The sequence below is a fragment of the Tenacibaculum caenipelagi genome (genome assembly GCF_004363005.1).
Taxonomy (GTDB): domain Bacteria; phylum Bacteroidota; class Bacteroidia; order Flavobacteriales; family Flavobacteriaceae; genus Polaribacter; species Polaribacter caenipelagi.
Window position 1 is genome coordinate 55,920 of sequence record NZ_SNYH01000003.1, and the last position, 19,327, is coordinate 75,246.

Genomic DNA, 19,327 nt, shown 5'->3' on the forward strand with positions numbered 1-19,327 from the left:
AGACAATCATCTGGAGCATTCCTATTTATTTACATTTTACATATAAACACATTAATTGTGAACGCTTATATATTTAAATTCATTTCATTAATGAAGAATTTAAGTGTTTGCAATATTTTAAAATACTTAAAATATGAAACTAGAAGATTTCGGATATAACGATAACATAGATAAACTAAAGATTGAACATAACTTAGAAGGTTTTGAAATAGGAAGAATTATTTCGGAGCATAAGGAACGATATGTTGTTAAAACAGAAAAAGGAGAATTTGATGCAGAAATTACAGGAAACTTAAGATATACTGCAAATACTCGTGAAGATTTCCCTGCTGTGGGAGATTGGGTTGCACTCGTAATTTACGATTCATATAGTTCAATAATCCATAAGGTACTACCTCGAAATTCAATTATTTCAAGAAAAGCAGTTGGTCAATTTGGCGATTTACAAATAATTGCGACAAATATAGATTACGCCTTTATTATGCAGGCAGTTGATAGAGATTTCAGTATTAATAGAATTGAAAGATATCTTACAATTTGTAACACCTCTAACGTTCAACCAATTATTATTCTGAATAAAATTGATTTGATAAGCGAAGTACTGTTAAATGAATTGATAGCTACCCTAAAAAAAAGAATCAACAATGTACCCATATTTGCCATCAGTAATGCCTCAAAACAAGGTTATGAAACACTAAAAGAGGTAATATTAAAAGGCAAAACCTATTGTCTTTTAGGTTCCTCTGGGGTTGGTAAATCAACACTTGTAAACACACTGGCAAACAAACAATTCATGATTACTAAAAACGTGAGTCATTTTTCTAAAAAAGGCCAACACACCACCACTCATCGCGAACTCATAATTCTTGATAACGGTGGAATTTTAATTGACAATCCTGGAATGAGAGAAGTTGGAATAACAGATACATCGTATGGTTTAGAAAAAACATTCGAAATAATTTTTGAACATTCTAAACATTGCAAGTTTAAAGATTGTACGCATACTATAGAAATTGACTGTGCGGTTATTAAAGCCATTGAAAATGGAGAGATTGATGCACTGTCTTACCAAAACTATTTAAAAATGGAAAAAGAAAAAGAGTATTTTGAGGCTACTGTAGCTGAAAAAAGGAAAAAGGAAAAAGATTTTGGAAAAATGGTGAAGCATTTTAAAAAATTAAAAAAGTCTCGTAAATACTAAATAGCAACATGTATAAATAATAGCGGTTTGGATTCCATTTCAAGCCGCTATTTTATGTAAAAAATTGCTGAATCAACATAGGTAAAGGCATTGTAGCTACTCCCCTTTTACATTTGTCGTATTCATAAACAATATTAGTATGACTTTAATAGACAACCTTGAGTGGCGATATGCTACTAAAAAATTTGATCCTTCTAAAAAAGTTTCAGCACAGCATATAGAACTCTTAAAAAGAGCAATTCAGTTATCACCTTCTTCTTATGGTCTTCAATTGTATAAAATTTTGATTATAGAAGACAGTACCATAAAAGAACAACTAAAGTCTGTTTCTTTCGGACAAAGCCAAGTAACAGATGCTTCTCATGTATTTGTGTTTTGTAACTATGTAAAAGTTACCGATGAAGATATAGATGCTTATTTTTCTTTAAAATCTCAAATAGAACAGGTTAATATTTCAGATTTTAAAGGGTATTCTGATTTTATTAAAGCCGATGTTAACAGTAGAACTTTGGCTGAGAAAAACCAATGGACTTCTAACCAAACTTACCTTGCTTTTGGGAACTTGCTAAATGCTTGCTCAGAACTTAAAATAGATGCTTGCCCTATGGAGGGATTTAATACGATCGCTTATAACAAGATATTAGGCTTAGATAAATTAGGATTAAATGCCACTGTAATTGCTGCTATTGGTTATCGTTCAGAGCAAGATAATTCTCAAAATACAAGCAAAGTGAGAAAACCTATGGAGAATCTTTTTATAGAGCATAAGTAATTACCATATTTAGAGCACAATATTGCAACCGTACACTTTTGTACGGTTTTTTATTTTGTTTTATATTGGCTACGCTAACTAAAAAGAATAAAATTGCTAAAAATTCCGCTTATCCTACCAAAAAAGAGGTATAATGGTAATTTTATTCTGTATATAAACTAGTTGTGTGCAATTTGAGAAATGAAAATACAGAAAGATAATTTAACCCCAAAACAGAAAAAAAATGCATATCTGAAAATATTCTTTTTGGTAATACTCATCTGTGGATTTTTCATTTATAAACATTTTGACAAAACTTACCGAACAAATTTATTAAACAAAAATACTGACTTTACTTTCGGTAAAATTATAGGAAACAGCACTTATAAATCGACACAAAACTTTATTGAGTATGAGGTAAACGGAGTAAAATATGAAATTCGACCTTTAAGTTCACGGATTTTTAATATTGGAGAATTTTATAGTATTAAATATTCTAAATCTAAACCTGAAATTTCAGAAGTTAATTATTCAAAACCAATCATAATAGAAAATTCTGATTTTGACACTCTCGTTGGAATTGTAACCAAAACTTTTGAAAATGAACGTTTGAGTGTTTTATCATTCTCTTATAATTTTAACAACAAAAAATATGACCGAGATGTTATTCTGGAAAAAATAGGAGAATTAAAAAAAGAGAATAGAATAAAAATATTAGTTAATAAGAAAAATCCGAAAATCTCATATTTATCGGAACAAATAAAAACGGAATAAAAACTGCACACAACACCGGCTATAGTTCATTGCTTCTGACTTTCCTATCGGAAAGTCCTCGCAAATTTGCTATCTTCGGTTTACGGCGGAAAATCCTAGCGGATTTTCACGCAACGAAACCATAGCCAAACACGTTACCAACAATTAAAACCAAAATATTGAAAACAGGAAAAATACGATTAACCGACAAAACCAAAATCTCAAAAATTCTGAATAGAAATAATTACCTACTAATAATTGTTGGAATAATTTTCTTAATAGTAGATTATGATTTATTTAGTTCTCAACCAAAGTTTTTGATTACAGAAGGCTTTTTTTGGAAAGGAATTGCGATTGTATATCAATTAATTTTTATAGGAACACTAATACAATGGGAATATAAAAAACAGAGGATTATTGATATTCTCTCAAACGGAACAATTACTCGTGGAAAACTTGAAATGAGCCAAAGAATAAAACCTAATGATACATCTTCGTTTTATATTCATTTATTTGAATATGAGGTTAACAACAAAAAATATGAAGTAACACTAAAAAACAAAAAAAGTAGTGTAAAATCTGATTTCATAATATATCAATCAAATAATCCAAAAATTGGAATTGTTTATGAGGATTTGAAAAATGAACTAAAAACAATGGTTGAGGAAAAAATAATAACTGAATAAATAACCGTTGGTAACAATGTATAACCGCAATTACGGCGGATTCGACTACGTCCGAATCCACTCGGAATTGCTAATGTCAGTGCCTAACCGAAAATTAACACATATAAACCCATAATTGACGGTTATACGAGACCGTTGTACAACATACCCAAAATGAACAAACTACTAACAATTTCACTTCTTATTTTTTTATTTCTGTCTTGTAAAAACGACAAGAAATCTGAATTGGAATATTATGCAGAAAATCAAACTTCATTTTTCGATTTAAGGAACTCGGATTGGACAAAAAACTCTTGGATTAGAAAACCCGAAAACTTAAAAATGGTTCACGAATCATTTAAAAAGTTTGGATATGGAAAACTTGAGAATCTGATTTCAAAAAGCGAAAGTCATTTCCTAATCGAAGGAATTTACATAAAGCGGAATTTTGAGAATTTAATGGACAGTTTGCAATTGACTTACAACAAACCCAAAATCCAAACCAAGTATTACGCTGAATTTTGGAATCGCAGAAAAGCGGAGCAAAATGACTCAATCGTTTATGAAATTATCCGAGAATTTAACTCTATGAAATCGGACAAAAAACAACTGAATTATGAAAACCAGTTTGTAAATGACACTTTGGTTGACTTATTAAAAATTGAGTTTGACAACGACAATCTGAATTTGGAAAAAGCAAAATCGGACTTTTATAAATTAAAAAAATACGGACTTCATCAGTCGGCTTATAACCTACTCTATGAGCGAGCAGAATATTCCGAATTGGATTTAGACCGAGAAAAATTAAAACAGGAATTAAATAAAACAACGGAATACTATAACGCTTGGTTAATAGATACGGAAAAATAAGTACGTTGTACAACACCGGCTATAATTCAGCGTTGCGACAGTGCAAAAACCGAAAGTAAAACCTATATTTAAGCTGATTTCTCTGCGGAATAGTCCTGCGGACGATTCCACGCCGAAATCATAGCCAAACCGTTGTGGGTAATTTGAGAAACGACAATTAAAAAACTAAAAGTTAAGAAATAATACTAATGAATAAACTTTTTTTATCATCTTCATTTGTTGATGTTGCAGAATTTTTAGAACCTTTTTTAGGTGAAAAATTAAAAGATAAAACAATTACTTTTATTCCGACTGCAAGCATTCCTGAAGAATATAAAGGCTACGTAGAAAACGATAGAAAAGCATTTGAAAAACTTGGACTAATTGTAAAAGAGCTAGAGGTTTCAACCGCTTCTCGAAAAGCAGTAAAAGAAACGATTGAAAAAAATGATTTTATCTACGTATCTGGAGGAAACACATTTTATTTACTTCAAGAACTCAAAAAATCAGGAGCTGATAAAATTATAATTTCTGAAATTGAAAAAGGGAAAGTTTACATAGGAGCTTCCGCAGGTTCTATAATTATGTCGAAAAACATAAAATACATAGAGAAAATGGATGATAAAACAAAAGCAAAAGACTTAACAGACAATAATGCTTTAAATATTGTTAACTTTTACACTTTACCACATCATACAAACGAACCTTTTAAAAACTCTGTAGAGCAAATTCTTAATCAATACAAAAATCAAATTGAACTAATTCCCATTAGCAATACCCAAGTCATTCAAGTAGAAGGAAATAAAACATCAATTATTGGAAATAAATAAAAACTGCTCACAACAATGTATAACCACAATTCTGGCGGATTTGACTATGCCCGAATCCACTCGAAATTGCTAACCCCAGTTCTTAACCGAAATGGAAATTATAATTAGAAATGCAGAAATAAAAGATTCAGAATCAATAACCGAACTTTCAAATCAATTGGGTTATGAAGCGGTAAATGCAGAAATTCAAAATCGACTGAAAAAAATTTTAGAGCATCCAGATAATTGTATTTACGTTGCAACCCAAAATAAAAAAGTAGTAGGTTGGATTCACGGATTTTATTCAATGAGAGTAGAATCTGATTTTTTTGTAGAAATAGGAGGTTTAGTTGTTAGTGATAATTTTCGAAAAAACGGAATCGGTAAAAAATTAGTGGATAAAGTAATAGAATGGGCTGATTTGAAAAATTGCAGAAAAGTCAGAGTAAGATGCAATGTGATAAGAACGGAAAGTCATAAATTTTACGAGAAAATCGGATTTGAAATAAATAAAGAACAGAAAATATTTAACAAGCAACTGAATTAAAAACTACTTGCAACAAACAATTGTTTTTTCTCTCCTACTTCTTAAAATCTTCACGGATTTTCTATTTGGTTTGTATTTGCTAAATTAGGTGCTTAAACCACGCAATCTTATACAAACATTGTATGTCATTAAAAACTCAAAATATGAATGAGCGAATAAAATCTTCAAAAAAGCTAACCATTGTCAGGAAATTTGGAGAAGGAAAAAAATATTGGATGACAGACAAAGAATATACTGGCATAGTCGTTAGTAAAGAGGAAACCAATTCTGAATACATAATTTCTGATGGTATAATAGAGCCAGAAGGATTTGTTCCTGATCATTATCATAAATGGGAAGACCAAACTTTTCATATAATAACGGGAAAACTTGAAGCTAAAATTGGTGACAAAGTAGTTCAGGTCGGAGCTGGAGATACCATACATTGCCCAAGAGGGACTTCACATTTTATGAAAAATATAGGAGATTCAGATGTTCGACTTATAAGTTATATTTTTCCTGGAGATTGGGCTGAAGATTTTATGGCAGAAACAAGTAAACAAGTTAAATCTGGAAATATTGACTTGGATTTAATTGAAGAAAAATTTGGGGTGGTTTATTTGAAATAAAAACGAACACACAACAATGTGTAAAATTCATACCCATCGGGATATACACCCGGAACATTGTAGGGCACTTGAATATGAATCTTAATAGGATTAGCAATTGCAATCTTGTGGATAAAATTGAATATAAAGAGAACAAAATTAAACGATTCAAAGAGAAAGTAAACTGATGCATATACCATTACTACAAGACATACTTATACTTCTCGGGTTTTCAGCCATAATTGTTTTTGTGCTTCAAAAACTTAAACTTCCCTCTATTATAGGCTTTCTGCTAACTGGAATAGTAATCGGTCCTTATGGACTTAGCCTAATCAATGCTGTAGAAGAAGTTGAAGTTTTATCTGAAATCGGAGTAATCCTTCTGTTATTTGTAATTGGAATGGAGTTATCTATAAAGCAATTGGCTTCAATAAAGAAAACCATCTTTATTGGGGGATTTCTTCAGGTTGGTATAACAGCAATTGTAACAGGGATTATCTATCATCTCCTTGGATACTCCTGGAGTGAATCTGTTTTTGTTGGCTTTCTTTTTTCATTGTCAAGTACAGCAATTGTTCTAAAAACACTTCAAGACAGGAAGGAAATTTTAACACCGCATGGTCGAAATGCGCTTGCAATCCTAATCTTTCAAGACATTATTATTGTTCCCATGATGCTTATTACACCGCTTATTGCAGGTGAATCAACGAACATTGGAATGAGCATTCTTTCATTGGTTATCAAATCGATTATTGTGATAGTGATTACATTAATAAGTGCTCGTTATATCGTACCTAAATTGATGCATGCTGTAGCAAAAACCAATAGTAAGGAATTATTTCTCTTAGTAACCTTTACGCTATGTTTTGCGATTGCTTTTTTTACTTCTGAAATTGGTTTATCCTTGGCTTTAGGGGCTTTCATTGCAGGTTTAATCATTTCAGAATCTGAATACAGCCATCAAGCAACCAGTATTATTTTACCATTTCGAGAACTATTTACCAGTTTCTTTTTCGTTTCAGTAGGCATGCTACTTGACTTAAGCTTTTTTATTGACAATATTCCGATAATAATGTTTTTTGTGCTTTTAGTATTTATAATTAAATCCGTTATCGCATGTCTTGCAATTGCTGCACTACAATACCCTACAAGAACAGTTTTACTTACAGGTCTTTCCCTTTTTCAGGTCGGAGAATTTGCTTTTATATTATCCAAGGTAGGCATTGAGTACAATTTATTAAGTGCCCAAACCAATCAATATTTTTTATCTGTATCAATTGTTTCGATGATATTAACACCATTCGTAATCATTTTTTCCGAAAGTATAGCTAACAATTTTATTGGAGTTTCTAAAAAAATTGGGTTTTCCCCTACCTTAGTCTTGGATAAAAATATATCGAAAATAGAAGATACTAATTTGGAGAACCACCTTGTAATTATTGGCTATGGAGTAAATGGTAGCAACTTAGCGAAGGCAGCCGCAGCAAGTAATATTCCTTTTATTGTAATTGAAATGAATGCTGAAACAGTTCGTCAGCAAAAAGCCAAGGGGCTTCCAATCATTTTTGGTGATGCTACTCAAGATCATATACTAGAAGCTGTTCACCTTTCTGATGCCAGAGCGGCAGTGATAGCCATTTCAGATAATAATGCAACCAAAGCAATAATTAAAAATATTAGGCATCACTCAGAATCACTTTATCTTGTGGTCAGAACAAGGTATGTCAAAGAGACTTCGGAACTTATCGCTTTAGGTGCTGACGAAGTAATACCAGAAGAATTTGAAACTTCGGTACAAATATTCACTCACGTGCTTCAAAACTTCCTTGTTCCTGAAGACGATATTGACCAACTTGTAGATAAAGTACGTGCTGACAATTATCAGCTGTTTAAGGGAGAACTTAAACTACCAAAAACTTATCGACCCAAAAACATAACCGACTTCAATATAACATGCTTAAGACTAAACTCTGACAGTAATGTGTTTTTAGGAAAACCATTAAACGAATTGAATCTGAGGGCAGATCATGGGATAAACATCTTGAGCATTAAGCGAAAAGACGAAATATTAGATTCTATTCAACCTGAAGAAGTGTTAAAGCAAGGTGATATTATCTACGTTCAGGGAAATCAAAACAAAATTGAGCAATTCCACAAAATGATTAAATAAAAATCAACGAAGACACAACATTGGTTATACATAACACGAACTAAAGTACAGTTACGGTAATCGACTCTGAAGTACCTTGAAACCCCTAACTACATATAGCTATAGAATTGTTAGCACCAACTATGAAAAAACAATTCTAATATTAATTTTTAGTCTTCTGACTAACTTTATGCTTTCACAGAGAGTCCTGTATTAAAAAAGAAAAACTAACATTGAAGGCTGAATAAAATGAACTGAAATTAATTCACCCATAAGTTACCGAATAAAAAACAGAAAATTATTAACTTTAATCCCATAACTAACAGTTATACGAAACCGTTGGTATGTATTATTCTCCTATGTATACAGGACTAAAAAAATATTTAACCAATTACGTTAACCATGAAAAAACTACAGTTTAAAAAAGACATTAACGCATCTGCTGAGAAGGTGTACAACACGATGCTTGGTATTGGCAATATAGAAACCTACGAGCAATGGACAGCCGAATTTAACCCAACTTCAACCTATGAAGGAAACTGGGAAAAAGGAACTAAAATTTATTTTGTAGGAACGGATAAAAATGGTAAAAAAGGTGGATTAGTCTCTGAAATTGTAGACAACATTCCATTTCAGTTTGTTTCCATTCGCCATTACGGAATTTTAGACGGTGAAAATGAAATTACCGAAGGTGCTGAAGTTGAGAAATGGGCAGGTTTACTGGAAAATTATTCATTTCATGAGCATAATGGTATAACAACGGTAACAGTAGAAAGCGAGGTAACTGAAGACTACCTCGATTATTTTAATACAACTTGGGCAAAAGCTCTAAATAAGTTAAAAGAGATTTCGGAAAAATAACACACGGAAAGAGAAACCATACATTAAAAGCAAAAAATGAAAATAGAAAATAGCAATCTTAAAGACGTCGATAAAATATTTGAGCTTTACAAAAACGCAACTGATTTTCAGAAAACAAAATCGGTTGTTCCCTGGCCTGAATTTGATTCAAAACTTATTAAAAAGGAGGTTATTGAAAAAAGACAGTGGAAAATTATCATCAACAATGAAGTTGCCTGTGTTTGGGCAACCACAGAAAGCGACCCTGAAATTTGGCAAGAAAGAAACGATGACCCTGCTATTTACATCCACCGAATTTCGACCAACCCTAATTTTAGAGGGAGAAATTTAGTAGAAGAAATTGTAAAGTGGTCGAAAGACTATGCAGCTAAAAAGAATAAAAAATATGTTCGAATGGACACCGTGGGTGAAAATATAGGATTGATAAAGCATTATAAAAAATGTGGATTTGAATTTTTAGGGCTTTCGAAACTAGAAGATACAGATAAACTTCCGGCACATTATCACAATGCTACCGTAAGTTTGTTTCAGTTATCCGTATAAAAAACCAGCTGGTAACATTAGCACTAAACCGAAAATTAAAGAGACCTTAACTATTATAAATTCTAAGTTAGAAACACTTATAATTGCTATTTAATGAACTTTATTACAAACCACCCCTATATATCAATAATCATAATTATATTTATTTTGAACTCTATAATTAAAAAAATTACACGAGCTAAACATTCTCCAATTGCAAAAGTGTTCTTATTTTTTATTGCAATTATTTCCCAAGCCTGTAGTCCTTTTGCGGGTCCAGTTGATAAATCTGTTTCAGATTCCTATTATTATTCAAAATCAAAAAGTAACATCTGTTATTCCCCCATGGGAAATTGGTTTGAATTGGGCAACACCAAACTAAATGCCGATGTTAAAAGTTTTAAAGTTTTAGGAAGAGAGTTTGGTAAAGATAAAAATCATGTATACTATAAAAGCCATATTATAGACAACGAAGTAGATATCGCTACTTTTTATGTTGACAAAGACAATTATATCTGTTTTGATAAAAATAATGTATACGTAGCTTTTAACTATTTACCATACGATTTTAACAAAGCCAATCAAGAAAAAAACCATCTGTGGAAAGTAGCGAAAGCCAACCCAGAAACATTCCAAAAAATTGATTATGATTGGTCTAAAGATGATAACCATTTTTTTTATAATTATGTTCCAATAGATGCAGATTATACCTCTTTCAAAGTTTTAAATGAAAACTTTGCTAAAGACAAGAACAAAGTGTATTCATTAAAAACGTATGAATTGCTACCAGCCTTGACAATAGATCCTGCTACAACTAAAAAAATCAACGATAGATATATTGCAGATAAAAATAATATTTATGATTTTCAAGAGTATCAAAATAGTGAATTAGTAGATTCACTAATCTCTATACCTCACCAGAACATTGATGATTTAAAAATTTTAGAAGACAAGTTTTTGTTATTTGATAACAATGTTATTTACGATGGTGTAAAAATTAAAAATGTTGATGTTTCGTCTTTTCAAATCATTCAGTTTCCATATTCTAAAGACAAAAATCATGTTTTCTATTACGGAGATATTATAGAAAAAGCAGATCCTAAAACCTTTAGCATTTTAGAAACATCTTTTTATGCAAAAGACAAAAACCATGTATTTGTTTATGGAAAACTATTGAAAGAAGCTGATGTAGCTACTTTTGGTCCTACTAATGAAAAACACTCATTGCTACATAAAGATAAAAACCACACCTATCGAGGTGATGAAATTGTAGAAGGATACTAACAATTATAAGAGACAAGAAATAAAACTCATTTGTATAATACCTATAGATAGGCACAATCATCCCTTTTAAAACCTTAATTTACAATCTATTTTTGTTTAAAATGAGAAAATTAAAAGTTACAAATGCAAATGACCATTAACGGATATATAGCACAACTTAATAGAAAAATAACTGGATGATTTGAAATCCTGACGAAGAACTTATAACTTTTATGTGTTCATTGCTTGATACCTCAGATTACGTATTAGACAAATGTCCTAAAAACGAACATTAACCTCTTAATAGATTTGCATATGATTTAACTAAAAAAATATATCATATGAAAACAATAATTTTAATTGGGGCAAACGGAATAGTGGGAAAAGCAGCTTTAACAGGATTAGGAAAACACAACGTTATAACAGCAGGACGTTCAACTGGTAACTATGATTATCAGGTTGATATTACTAGTGAAGAATCACTAAGAAAACTATACAAAGATGTAGGTCACTTTGATGCTGTTGTAAATGCTGTTGGTGTTTGTGAATATGCTAATTTTACTGAGATGACTGAAAAACAATGGATGAATACCATTCAAAGTAAAATGATGGGACAAATCAATGTAGTACGTATAGGTCAAGAGTATATCGCAGACAATGGTTCTTTCACACTAATTTCAGGAATTCTAAACGTTAAGCCTCTTCCCTATGCTATTGCTGATGCTACAACTAGTGGAGCGATTGACACATTTGTTAAATGCGTCGCTTTTGAAATGCCTAGAGGTATCCGTATAAACTCTGTAAACCCAACTGTTTTAGAAGAAGCTTGGGAAGCGCATGGAGAGTTGATGCCTGGTTTCCAACCTGTTTCTGGAACTTTAGTTGGGAAAGCTTTTGAACGTTCTGTAGATGGGTTTATTACTGGTCAAGTAATTTTTGTAGATGCATAAATAAAAGCTACCCAAACAATATAAAACATAGGGCGTTTGGTACAAAACTAAACGTCTTTTGTATTTATATTGTCTTGTACCAATTTAAAAGAAATCGCATGTCATCAGCCCTACACTTCTTATACCAGACCTTATATAAGAATATCTACTAATACCTCATGTTGAATACCGATTGACCAAAAAAGGAAAATCGCTGAAAGAGAATTTGACTAAAATAAAGGAATAAGGTAATCAAAATCTAAAATGTGGTTTAATGCATTTATAGCAAGTAGAAAATCTTCCTAAGTCGTTGCCTTGTTAAGAAAAAGTTTGTGTAAATTTACTAGGCTTGATTAAAAAACAATACTTATGAGTTTATTATCAGAAAATGTGATTCCAGGAAACCATGGGAAAGTATTCGGAACAAATGCTAAGTATATCAGGGATTTAGAAAAAATAAAAAGCAGGATTTTATCTGTGCATGGAGTGAAAGATGTTATTATTAATTCTGAAGTTTTTCCCAGAGAATTAACAGTGCAAACAACAGAATTGGTTAAGGTAAAAGAAATTGAAGACGCGGTAAAATCTACCGGGTTTCATGTAATACCAAAAGGTTTGTTTGAGTTATAATAGTTGAAACACAACACCTAAATCTAACTTTTTAATTGGGTTAATAGCCCTATTACTGCCCTTTTTGTAAACTAGGAAACTGAATGAACAAAACAATATTTGAAATTACCAAAATGGATTGCCCTTCTGAGGAAAACTTAATCCGAATGAAATTAGAAGGAATTTCAAATATTGCTCATTTAGATTTTGATATCCCCAACCGAAAATTGACTATTTTTCATAACGGACCGATTAATCAAATTGAAAAATCAATTCTCGAATTAAATTTAGGAAGTAAAAAAATCTCAACCGAACAAACCAACCAAACCGATTTTAACAAGAATACCATCCAAAAGAAATTGCTTTGGATAGTTCTTGCTATCAACTTTGCTTTTTTTATCATTGAAATGACTACTGGAATAATTTCTAAATCAATGGGATTGGTTGCTGATAGTTTAGATATGCTTGCCGATTCTTTTGTTTATGGCATTAGTCTTTTTGCTGTTGGTGGTACCATCACAAGAAAAAGAAGAATAGCTAAACTTGCAGGGTATTTTCAAATATTACTTGCAATTATAGGGTTTGTAGAAGTACTAAGACGATTTTTTGGAACAGAAAAGCTTCCAAATTTTTCAACAATGATTATTGTTTCTCTTTTTGCACTTATCGCAAATGGAATATGTCTTTATATTTTACAAAAGTCAAAAAGTCAAAATGAAGCTCATATAAAAGCCAGTATGATTTTTACTTCAAATGATGTGATTATAAATTTTGGAGTAATAACTGCAGGACTTTTGGTTAATTGGTTAAACTCAAACAAACCTGATTTGATTATCGGAACCATCGTTTTTGTCCTAGTAATACAGGGAGCTATAAGAATATTAAAACTCAAATAATATTTTTTGTACGTTTTGTTATCTTAGCTACTCTCGAGCTAAAAGAATAAAATTGTTGAAATTTCCGTTTATTTCTCTAACAATAGAAATACACATCTGTTATTTTATTTTAAAGTGATACCATTTAAAAACTCTTAATGAAATGAACAATAAACTAATAACCAATGTTATTTCCCAACTAAAAAACAACTTAGATGGTAATAACTGGCTTGACGAAAACTTCAAGAAAAAACTTAAAACTGTAACCGAAACAAATGCTTTTATAAGACCTATTCCTGAAGTTCATAGCATTGCTGAATTAGTTGCTCATATTTTAATTTGGCGTGTAGAGGGAATCAAAAAACTTCAAGGTATTAAATCTAAAGTTACCATGGATAGTCCTGAAAACTGGAGAACTAATGATGAGCTAAAAAAAATTGGCTGGAAAAAATTAAAAGAAGAATTGTTTAATAGTCAAACAGCACTAATCAAGTTATTAGAAGATAAATCAGATGATTTTTTGGAAGATAACGACTACGCTTCAGGGTATTCTTATAAATACTTAGTTGACGGATTAATTCATCACGATATCTATCATATGGGGCAAATAGGAACCACCTTAAAACTACTAAACAAAAAATAAATAGCATATTATTTTTCCTCATTCTGAAAAACCTATTGCCTTTAATAATTTATGAACAAAACAAATCTTAATAATTATTTTCATTCTTTATTTCCTATAGAAAAGGGAACTGTTGAAAAGATTACTGAAACTTTCTCAAATTTTACACTTAATAAAAACACCATACTTCTCAATAAAAATACCATCAGCACAAAAACATATTTTTTAGAAGAAGGTTATATGCGTTCATATATTATTAATGAAGATAATGAAGAAGTAACCACAAACATTTATGCTGCCCCTTGTTTCGTAAATGATTTTTTATCGTTTTTTAAAAAGCAACCTACCAAAGAGATTTATGAAACTCTAACTGATTGTTCTTTTTGGGCTACAAGTTTAGAGAACGTACAGGAAAACTTTCATAACATTCCTGAGTTTAGAGAATTCAGTCGATTGTTATTTGTTATCAATTATTACAAATTAAATGATCGATTAATTGAAACCGTGAGTCAAAAAGCAGAAACAAGGTATTTAAACCTTTTAAAAAAACAACCGCATATTTTTCAGCATGTACCTTTGAAAATTATTGCTTCTTATCTTGGTATTACCGACAGTACTTTAAGTAGAATTAGAAAAGATATTACCAAAATGTAATTTCTTGTCATTTGTCAAGTGCCCTTTCGTTCCGATTATCTCATTTTTGTAAAAAATTAAAAATGATGAATAAAAAACATATTGCAATAATAGGACTTGGAGGTGTTGGTGGCTATTTTGGCTTTAAAATAAGTCAGTTTAACGAGACGAATAATCTTCATGATATTTCCTTTGTAGCCAGAGGTAAAACTTATGAAACTATAAAAACCAATGGCTTAACCCTACTCTCACCCGAACATTCAAATAACACAACAAAACCTAACACTGTATACTCTAATATCAAAGAGCTAAAAAATCCTGATTTAGTAATTATTTGTGTTAAAGAATACGACCTAGAAAATGTATGTCTTCAATTATCTGAAGTTATCACGAATACAACTGTTTTGTTACCGATGATGAATGGCGCTGATATTTATGATAGAATTCGTAAAATAATTCCTAGTAACACAATTTTACCTTCTTGTGTTTATGTAGCATCTCATATAAAAGAAAAAGGAATTATAGAACACAAAGGGAAAGCTGGAAAGTTAATTTTTTCAAAAGACCCTCAAAACTCTACTTCTCAAATTGATTGGATAGTAGATTTAATGAAGAATAGTAAAGTAGATTTTGATTTTAAGGAAAATGCTTTAACAGATATCTGGACTAAATTTATTTTTATAGCAAGTTTTGGCCTAGTAACAGCAAAGCATAATTCATCAATAGGAAGAGTTTGTGCTGATGAGTTGCAAAAAGAAGAAGCCATAAAAATTATGGACGAAATTAAAAGTATTGCAGATCAAAAAGATATTGCACTAGAAGACAATATCATTCAGAATACTTTTGAAAAAGCAGCGACTTTTCCTCCTGAAACACCAACTTCGTTACAGCTTGACATACATTCTAATAAGAACAACAATGAGCTAGAGCTATTTGCAGGAGCCATTATAAAATATGGAGAGGATTTAAACATAAAAACACCTTTTACAAGAAAAATATACCACGAAATAAAAGCGCTATAATGTTGAGCTTTATACTAACATTAATTGATCTTTCCCTTTTCTTATAATTTAACCGTACACTTTTTGTACGGTTTTTATTTTATCTTGATTACCATTGAATAAGAAGTACTCAAATTGCTGTAGAATTCCACTTATAAACTACTTATCATCAAGTAAAAAAATACACGTCCAGTTTTCGGTTGTAAAACAAATCTTTCCATCGGTACTTTGCATTAAAACCTTAAAAGATGGAATTTAAAAACTTACACTATCAAGACACTCCTTTAGTTATAGCTAATGTTTGGGATGTGCCAAGTGCCAAAACAGCAGAGTCATTAAACTTTCAAGCAATTGGAACTTCAAGTTCGGCAATTGCAACCCTTCTTGGATACCAAGATGGAGAAGAAATTGAATTTTCCGAATTAGAATATATTATAAAACGAATTAAATCAAGCACTAAGCTGCCCTTATCTGTTGATTTGGAATCAGGTTATAGTCGCAACCCTATAGAAATTGCACAGCATATCAAAAAGTTATCTAATTTAGGCGTTGTGGGAATTAATATTGAAGATAGTATTGTAGAGCCAGCTAGAACCTTACTAAATGCAGAAAAATTCTCTCAAGTAATTTCCAAAATAACTGAAATTCTTCAAAAAGAAAACATAAAAGTTTTTCTAAATGTAAGAACAGATACCTTTTTGTTAGGGCATCCAAACTCAGTTGAAGAAACAAAAAAGCGAATTAAATTATATGAAAACGCAGGTGCTAATGGAATTTTTATACCTTGTATTGAACAGGAAACAGATATAAAAGAAATCGTAAATTTCACCAATCTACCAATCAACGTAATGTGCATGCCTAATCTTCCAAATTTTGATACATTAAACAAATTAGGTGTAAAGCGAATAAGCATGGGTAACTTTTTGTTTGATAAGATGTACAATCAATTAAAAGATATAACAGAAGAAATTATAAATAAAAAATCATTCAAACCTATTTTTTAATGCGAATTACCGACAGTAAAACCATAGATGTTTATTATCAAGCTTTGTTAGAAAAAAAACAAAACTTTGTAGGAATCTTTTTTGTTGGGGTAAAAACAACTTCTGTTTTTTGTATAGCTACCTGCAGAGCAAGAAAACCAAAAAAAGAAAACACTGAGTTTTTTACAACATTTAAAGATGCTTTAGATAATGGCTACAGACCTTGCAAAGTTTGTAAACCAACCGAAAATGCCAATGAAGCACCTAAACAAATTAAAGCTGCAATCAAACTTATAAAAGAAAACCCAAAAGTAAAAGTTACAGATTATCAACTACAAAAAGAAAATATAAGTCCTGTAGCAGTAAGAAGATGGTTCAAGAAAAACTATGGAATGACTTTTCAGTCTTATCAAAGAATGTATCGAATTAATGTAGCTTTTCAAGAATTAAAAAATGGAAAAAACGCAACACAAACTGCCTTTGATTCAGGTTACGAATCATTAAGCGGATTTGGTTATACTTTTAAAAAAATCATAGGTAATTCTCCTAAAAATAGCGACATTGAAAACATAATCTTAATTAGTCGGCTAACAACACCTTTAGGTCCAATGTTTATTTGCGCTACCGAAAACGGAATATGTTTGTTAGAATTTGTTGATCGGAAAATGCTAGAAACAGAATTTAAAGATTTACAAAAACGCTTAAAGGCTAATATCATTGCAGGAGAGAATAAGCATATAAAACAGGCAAAAACCGAAATCGAAGAATATTTTAACGGAACTAGAAAGTTTTTTAGCGTAAAGCTTGAAACACCTGGAACTGATTTTCAAAATTTAGTTTGGAAATATTTACAAAAAATTGAGTACGGAAAAACGTCTACTTATCAAGAACAAGCAAAAAGAATAAATAATCCTAAAGCTGTAAGAGCTGTTGCATCTGCTAATGGTCATAATCGAATTTCAATTATTATCCCTTGTCATCGAGTAATTGGAAAAGATGGAAAAATGACAGGTTACGGAGGAGGAATTGAACGAAAAAAATGGTTGTTACAACACGAGCAAAAAAACGTCAATATATAACAAGACTTATAAAATATAACTATTAAAGCACTTTAGTAAAACAGAAACTTCATAGATTTAGAGCCTGAGTTATATTGAAAATTTACACAATAAAATTGAACAAATTATTTGTAAATAGAGATAAAATCGGCAGATAATACTAGCGAGTTAGGAATTAAAACAAAAGCATATACGTAAAACAAAGATTGATGAAAAAATTTATGGTTATCGAAAGGTTCAAACCTAATTGTATGGAGAAAAACAACGAATTATGGAATAAAAAAGGAAGAATGCTTCCTGAAGGGCTTTACTACTTAAATTCTTGGGTAAATAAAGAACATACTATTTGTTTTCAACTTATGGAAACTAATAATCCTGAACTCTTTGATGAATGGACTGATAAATGGAAAAAGTATACCGATTTTGAGATATTCCCTATTGATTAAAATGTCTTATAACTTTAAAACAAGATAAGAACAAACAATGATTGAACTTAAAAAAGTTGAAAAAAGAACTGAGTTTAAAAGCATTGAAAAATTAGCAAATGAAATTTTGCACGAAGTTTACGACCCTATAATTCCTAGTGAACATACTGATTATTTTTTAGCAAAATTTCAATCTGAAAAGGCTATTGAAAATCAAATTACCAATGAAAACTTTGTGTATTATCTATTAAATTTTGATGGAAAAAGTGTTGGGTATTTGGGAATTCAAATACTGAATAACAAACTGATTTTGAGTAAACTTTATATTTTAAAATCATTCCGTGGATTAAAAATTGGAAAAACAGCTTTAGAGTTTGCCCATAAATTTGCTAGGAAAAAAAGGTTTGATAAGATTGAATTGATTGTCAATCAAAAAAACAAAAATACAATTGATATTTATCTAAAAAATGGGTTCAAAATAGTAGAATCTATTGTCAATTCATTTCCTAATGGACATTCTGTAGAAGATTATAAAATGGAAAAATTGATAACCGAAAATTACTAAGTTACTTGCTGCTATTAACATTTATATGAAGCCTTTTTGTACGTTTTTTCATTTTGTTTTATATTGGCTAGCGCTTAATATAAAAAGAATAAAATTGCTAAAGGTTCCGTTCCGCTTATTCTACCAGAAAAGCAATATAATGGTAAGTTTATTCTGCATATAAACTAGTTGTAAAACATTAAAACTGAATGAAAATAACATTATCAATAATTGCTGTAATCGGAATTGCTTTATTAATATCTTCTTGCACCAATAAGACCAAAAAACAAGAAAGTGAAATTATTACTATTGACCCAAATGAGTTGATTCCTGGACCGATTCAGCATGAAGATTTATCTGAAAATCAATTGACAAAAATTAAATTGATTCACAAGACTTTTGAGGAAGTATATCCAATAACTTTAGAAGAAACAATTACAAATTTTAAACGTGACCTAAATATTGACAGAGAAATAAATCTTTGGATAAAAATGAAAGAAACATTTGAGAATGTTCTGAATGAAAAGCAGTATGACAAAGTCGAAGAAAGAAAAGAAGTTTTTAAAATTATTTTTATGAGCACAATGATGCCGAAAAATAAAGTAAAGAGTAATGTTGAAATTAAGGAGCTATCTGAAAATGATGCAGATTATATATTGAGTGAATTCGAAAAGCAGATGAACAAATAAAA

23 protein-coding genes are annotated in these 19,327 nt (G+C 30.6%); all 23 read left to right on the top strand.

Annotation, left to right across the window (positions count from 1 at the left end; translation table 11 throughout):
• Positions 1 to 133: 133 nt before the first annotated feature.
• The 23 genes from rsgA (at position 134) to DFQ07_RS06725 (ending at position 19,325) form a co-directional block, all read left to right on the top strand.
• The gene (rsgA, locus tag DFQ07_RS06610; protein ID WP_133535504.1) at positions 134 to 1,201 is read left to right on the top strand and encodes a ribosome small subunit-dependent GTPase A; all 1,068 of its coding nucleotides are present in this window, start codon (positions 134 to 136) and stop codon (positions 1,199 to 1,201) included.
• Between the two features lie 139 nt (positions 1,202 to 1,340).
• Complete coding sequence (locus DFQ07_RS06615) at positions 1,341 to 1,973, top strand: NAD(P)H-dependent oxidoreductase (protein WP_133535505.1); 633 nt, start codon at positions 1,341 to 1,343, stop codon at positions 1,971 to 1,973.
• Between the two features lie 180 nt (positions 1,974 to 2,153).
• Entirely contained in the window at positions 2,154 to 2,726 is a 573-nt protein-coding gene (locus DFQ07_RS06620) for a hypothetical protein (RefSeq protein ID WP_133535506.1), read from the top strand.
• A gap of 158 nt (positions 2,727 to 2,884) precedes the next feature.
• Positions 2,885 to 3,391 carry a hypothetical protein gene (locus tag DFQ07_RS06630; protein WP_133535507.1) on the top strand — a complete coding sequence of 169 codons (507 nt, stop codon included), beginning with the start codon at positions 2,885 to 2,887 and terminating at the stop codon, positions 3,389 to 3,391.
• A gap of 153 nt (positions 3,392 to 3,544) precedes the next feature.
• Positions 3,545 to 4,240, top strand: a complete 696-nt coding sequence (locus DFQ07_RS06635) for a hypothetical protein (protein ID WP_133535508.1) — start codon at positions 3,545 to 3,547, stop codon at positions 4,238 to 4,240.
• Between the two features lie 188 nt (positions 4,241 to 4,428).
• Positions 4,429 to 5,049, top strand: a complete 621-nt coding sequence (locus DFQ07_RS06640) for a Type 1 glutamine amidotransferase-like domain-containing protein (protein ID WP_133535509.1) — start codon at positions 4,429 to 4,431, stop codon at positions 5,047 to 5,049.
• Between the two features lie 91 nt (positions 5,050 to 5,140).
• Positions 5,141 to 5,575: a GNAT family N-acetyltransferase gene (locus DFQ07_RS06645; protein WP_133535510.1), complete on the top strand. Its 435-nt coding sequence runs from the start codon at positions 5,141 to 5,143 to the stop codon at positions 5,573 to 5,575.
• Positions 5,576 to 5,718: 143 nt separating this feature from the next.
• Complete coding sequence (locus tag DFQ07_RS06650) at positions 5,719 to 6,183, top strand: cupin domain-containing protein (RefSeq protein ID WP_166627734.1); 465 nt, start codon at positions 5,719 to 5,721, stop codon at positions 6,181 to 6,183.
• Between the two features lie 166 nt (positions 6,184 to 6,349).
• Complete coding sequence (locus DFQ07_RS06655; RefSeq protein ID WP_133535512.1) at positions 6,350 to 8,332, top strand: monovalent cation:proton antiporter family protein; 1,983 nt, start codon at positions 6,350 to 6,352, stop codon at positions 8,330 to 8,332.
• A gap of 381 nt (positions 8,333 to 8,713) precedes the next feature.
• Positions 8,714 to 9,172 carry an SRPBCC domain-containing protein gene (locus DFQ07_RS06660; protein WP_133535513.1) on the top strand — a complete coding sequence of 153 codons (459 nt, stop codon included), beginning with the start codon at positions 8,714 to 8,716 and terminating at the stop codon, positions 9,170 to 9,172.
• Between the two features lie 36 nt (positions 9,173 to 9,208).
• Entirely contained in the window at positions 9,209 to 9,715 is a 507-nt protein-coding gene (locus DFQ07_RS06665; RefSeq protein ID WP_133535514.1) for a GNAT family N-acetyltransferase, read from the top strand.
• A gap of 93 nt (positions 9,716 to 9,808) precedes the next feature.
• Positions 9,809 to 10,978 (top strand): DKNYY domain-containing protein, encoded by a 1,170-nt coding sequence (locus tag DFQ07_RS06670; RefSeq protein WP_133535515.1) that lies wholly within the window; start codon positions 9,809 to 9,811, stop codon positions 10,976 to 10,978.
• A 320-nt stretch (positions 10,979 to 11,298) separates the two neighbouring features.
• Positions 11,299 to 11,907 carry a short chain dehydrogenase gene (locus DFQ07_RS06675; protein ID WP_133535516.1) on the top strand — a complete coding sequence of 203 codons (609 nt, stop codon included), beginning with the start codon at positions 11,299 to 11,301 and terminating at the stop codon, positions 11,905 to 11,907.
• Positions 11,908 to 12,255: 348 nt separating this feature from the next.
• Positions 12,256 to 12,516 carry a heavy-metal-associated domain-containing protein gene (locus tag DFQ07_RS06680; RefSeq protein ID WP_133535517.1) on the top strand — a complete coding sequence of 87 codons (261 nt, stop codon included), beginning with the start codon at positions 12,256 to 12,258 and terminating at the stop codon, positions 12,514 to 12,516.
• A gap of 83 nt (positions 12,517 to 12,599) precedes the next feature.
• The gene (locus tag DFQ07_RS06685) at positions 12,600 to 13,391 is read left to right on the top strand and encodes a cation transporter (protein WP_133535518.1); all 792 of its coding nucleotides are present in this window, start codon (positions 12,600 to 12,602) and stop codon (positions 13,389 to 13,391) included.
• A 142-nt stretch (positions 13,392 to 13,533) separates the two neighbouring features.
• Positions 13,534 to 14,013, top strand: coding sequence for a DinB family protein (locus DFQ07_RS06690; RefSeq protein ID WP_133535519.1), 480 nt, complete (start codon positions 13,534 to 13,536; stop codon positions 14,011 to 14,013).
• A gap of 51 nt (positions 14,014 to 14,064) precedes the next feature.
• Positions 14,065 to 14,646, top strand: a complete 582-nt coding sequence (locus tag DFQ07_RS06695; protein ID WP_133535520.1) for a Crp/Fnr family transcriptional regulator — start codon at positions 14,065 to 14,067, stop codon at positions 14,644 to 14,646.
• Between the two features lie 65 nt (positions 14,647 to 14,711).
• The gene (locus DFQ07_RS06700) at positions 14,712 to 15,647 is read left to right on the top strand and encodes a ketopantoate reductase family protein (protein WP_133535925.1); all 936 of its coding nucleotides are present in this window, start codon (positions 14,712 to 14,714) and stop codon (positions 15,645 to 15,647) included.
• Positions 15,648 to 15,874: 227 nt separating this feature from the next.
• The gene (locus DFQ07_RS06705) at positions 15,875 to 16,630 is read left to right on the top strand and encodes an isocitrate lyase/PEP mutase family protein (RefSeq protein WP_133535521.1); all 756 of its coding nucleotides are present in this window, start codon (positions 15,875 to 15,877) and stop codon (positions 16,628 to 16,630) included.
• Positions 16,630 to 17,688: a bifunctional transcriptional activator/DNA repair enzyme AdaA gene (locus tag DFQ07_RS15845; protein WP_133535522.1), complete on the top strand. Its 1,059-nt coding sequence runs from the start codon at positions 16,630 to 16,632 to the stop codon at positions 17,686 to 17,688. The genes DFQ07_RS06705 and DFQ07_RS15845 overlap by 1 nt, the downstream gene beginning before the upstream one ends.
• A gap of 188 nt (positions 17,689 to 17,876) precedes the next feature.
• Entirely contained in the window at positions 17,877 to 18,113 is a 237-nt protein-coding gene (locus DFQ07_RS06715; RefSeq protein WP_133535523.1) for a DUF3303 domain-containing protein, read from the top strand.
• 37 nt (positions 18,114 to 18,150) lie between these two features.
• Positions 18,151 to 18,657 (top strand): GNAT family N-acetyltransferase, encoded by a 507-nt coding sequence (locus DFQ07_RS06720; RefSeq protein ID WP_133535524.1) that lies wholly within the window; start codon positions 18,151 to 18,153, stop codon positions 18,655 to 18,657.
• A gap of 188 nt (positions 18,658 to 18,845) precedes the next feature.
• Positions 18,846 to 19,325 (top strand): hypothetical protein, encoded by a 480-nt coding sequence (locus DFQ07_RS06725; protein ID WP_133535525.1) that lies wholly within the window; start codon positions 18,846 to 18,848, stop codon positions 19,323 to 19,325.
• Positions 19,326 to 19,327 lie beyond the last annotated feature (2 nt).

What these genes read in the sequence shown, in the direction of transcription:
- rsgA (WP_133535504.1), top strand. Translation starts at nt 134, where the DNA reads ATGAAACTAGAAGATTTCGGATATAACGATAACATAGATAAACTAAAG.
- DFQ07_RS06615 (WP_133535505.1), top strand. Translation starts at nt 1,341, where the DNA reads ATGACTTTAATAGACAACCTTGAGTGGCGATATGCTACTAAAAAATTT.
- DFQ07_RS06620 (WP_133535506.1), top strand. Translation starts at nt 2,154, where the DNA reads ATGAAAATACAGAAAGATAATTTAACCCCAAAACAGAAAAAAAATGCA.
- DFQ07_RS06635 (WP_133535508.1), top strand. Translation starts at nt 3,545, where the DNA reads ATGAACAAACTACTAACAATTTCACTTCTTATTTTTTTATTTCTGTCT.
- DFQ07_RS06640 (WP_133535509.1), top strand. Translation starts at nt 4,429, where the DNA reads ATGAATAAACTTTTTTTATCATCTTCATTTGTTGATGTTGCAGAATTT.
- DFQ07_RS06645 (WP_133535510.1), top strand. Translation starts at nt 5,141, where the DNA reads ATGGAAATTATAATTAGAAATGCAGAAATAAAAGATTCAGAATCAATA.
- DFQ07_RS06650 (WP_166627734.1), top strand. Translation starts at nt 5,719, where the DNA reads ATGAATGAGCGAATAAAATCTTCAAAAAAGCTAACCATTGTCAGGAAA.
- DFQ07_RS06655 (WP_133535512.1), top strand. Translation starts at nt 6,350, where the DNA reads ATGCATATACCATTACTACAAGACATACTTATACTTCTCGGGTTTTCA.
- DFQ07_RS06660 (WP_133535513.1), top strand. Translation starts at nt 8,714, where the DNA reads ATGAAAAAACTACAGTTTAAAAAAGACATTAACGCATCTGCTGAGAAG.
- DFQ07_RS06665 (WP_133535514.1), top strand. Translation starts at nt 9,209, where the DNA reads ATGAAAATAGAAAATAGCAATCTTAAAGACGTCGATAAAATATTTGAG.
- DFQ07_RS06670 (WP_133535515.1), top strand. Translation starts at nt 9,809, where the DNA reads ATGAACTTTATTACAAACCACCCCTATATATCAATAATCATAATTATA.
- DFQ07_RS06675 (WP_133535516.1), top strand. Translation starts at nt 11,299, where the DNA reads ATGAAAACAATAATTTTAATTGGGGCAAACGGAATAGTGGGAAAAGCA.
- DFQ07_RS06680 (WP_133535517.1), top strand. Translation starts at nt 12,256, where the DNA reads ATGAGTTTATTATCAGAAAATGTGATTCCAGGAAACCATGGGAAAGTA.
- DFQ07_RS06685 (WP_133535518.1), top strand. Translation starts at nt 12,600, where the DNA reads ATGAACAAAACAATATTTGAAATTACCAAAATGGATTGCCCTTCTGAG.
- DFQ07_RS06690 (WP_133535519.1), top strand. Translation starts at nt 13,534, where the DNA reads ATGAACAATAAACTAATAACCAATGTTATTTCCCAACTAAAAAACAAC.
- DFQ07_RS06695 (WP_133535520.1), top strand. Translation starts at nt 14,065, where the DNA reads ATGAACAAAACAAATCTTAATAATTATTTTCATTCTTTATTTCCTATA.
- DFQ07_RS06700 (WP_133535925.1), top strand. Translation starts at nt 14,712, where the DNA reads ATGAATAAAAAACATATTGCAATAATAGGACTTGGAGGTGTTGGTGGC.
- DFQ07_RS06705 (WP_133535521.1), top strand. Translation starts at nt 15,875, where the DNA reads ATGGAATTTAAAAACTTACACTATCAAGACACTCCTTTAGTTATAGCT.
- DFQ07_RS15845 (WP_133535522.1), top strand. Translation starts at nt 16,630, where the DNA reads ATGCGAATTACCGACAGTAAAACCATAGATGTTTATTATCAAGCTTTG.
- DFQ07_RS06715 (WP_133535523.1), top strand. Translation starts at nt 17,877, where the DNA reads ATGAAAAAATTTATGGTTATCGAAAGGTTCAAACCTAATTGTATGGAG.
- DFQ07_RS06720 (WP_133535524.1), top strand. Translation starts at nt 18,151, where the DNA reads ATGATTGAACTTAAAAAAGTTGAAAAAAGAACTGAGTTTAAAAGCATT.
- DFQ07_RS06725 (WP_133535525.1), top strand. Translation starts at nt 18,846, where the DNA reads ATGAAAATAACATTATCAATAATTGCTGTAATCGGAATTGCTTTATTA.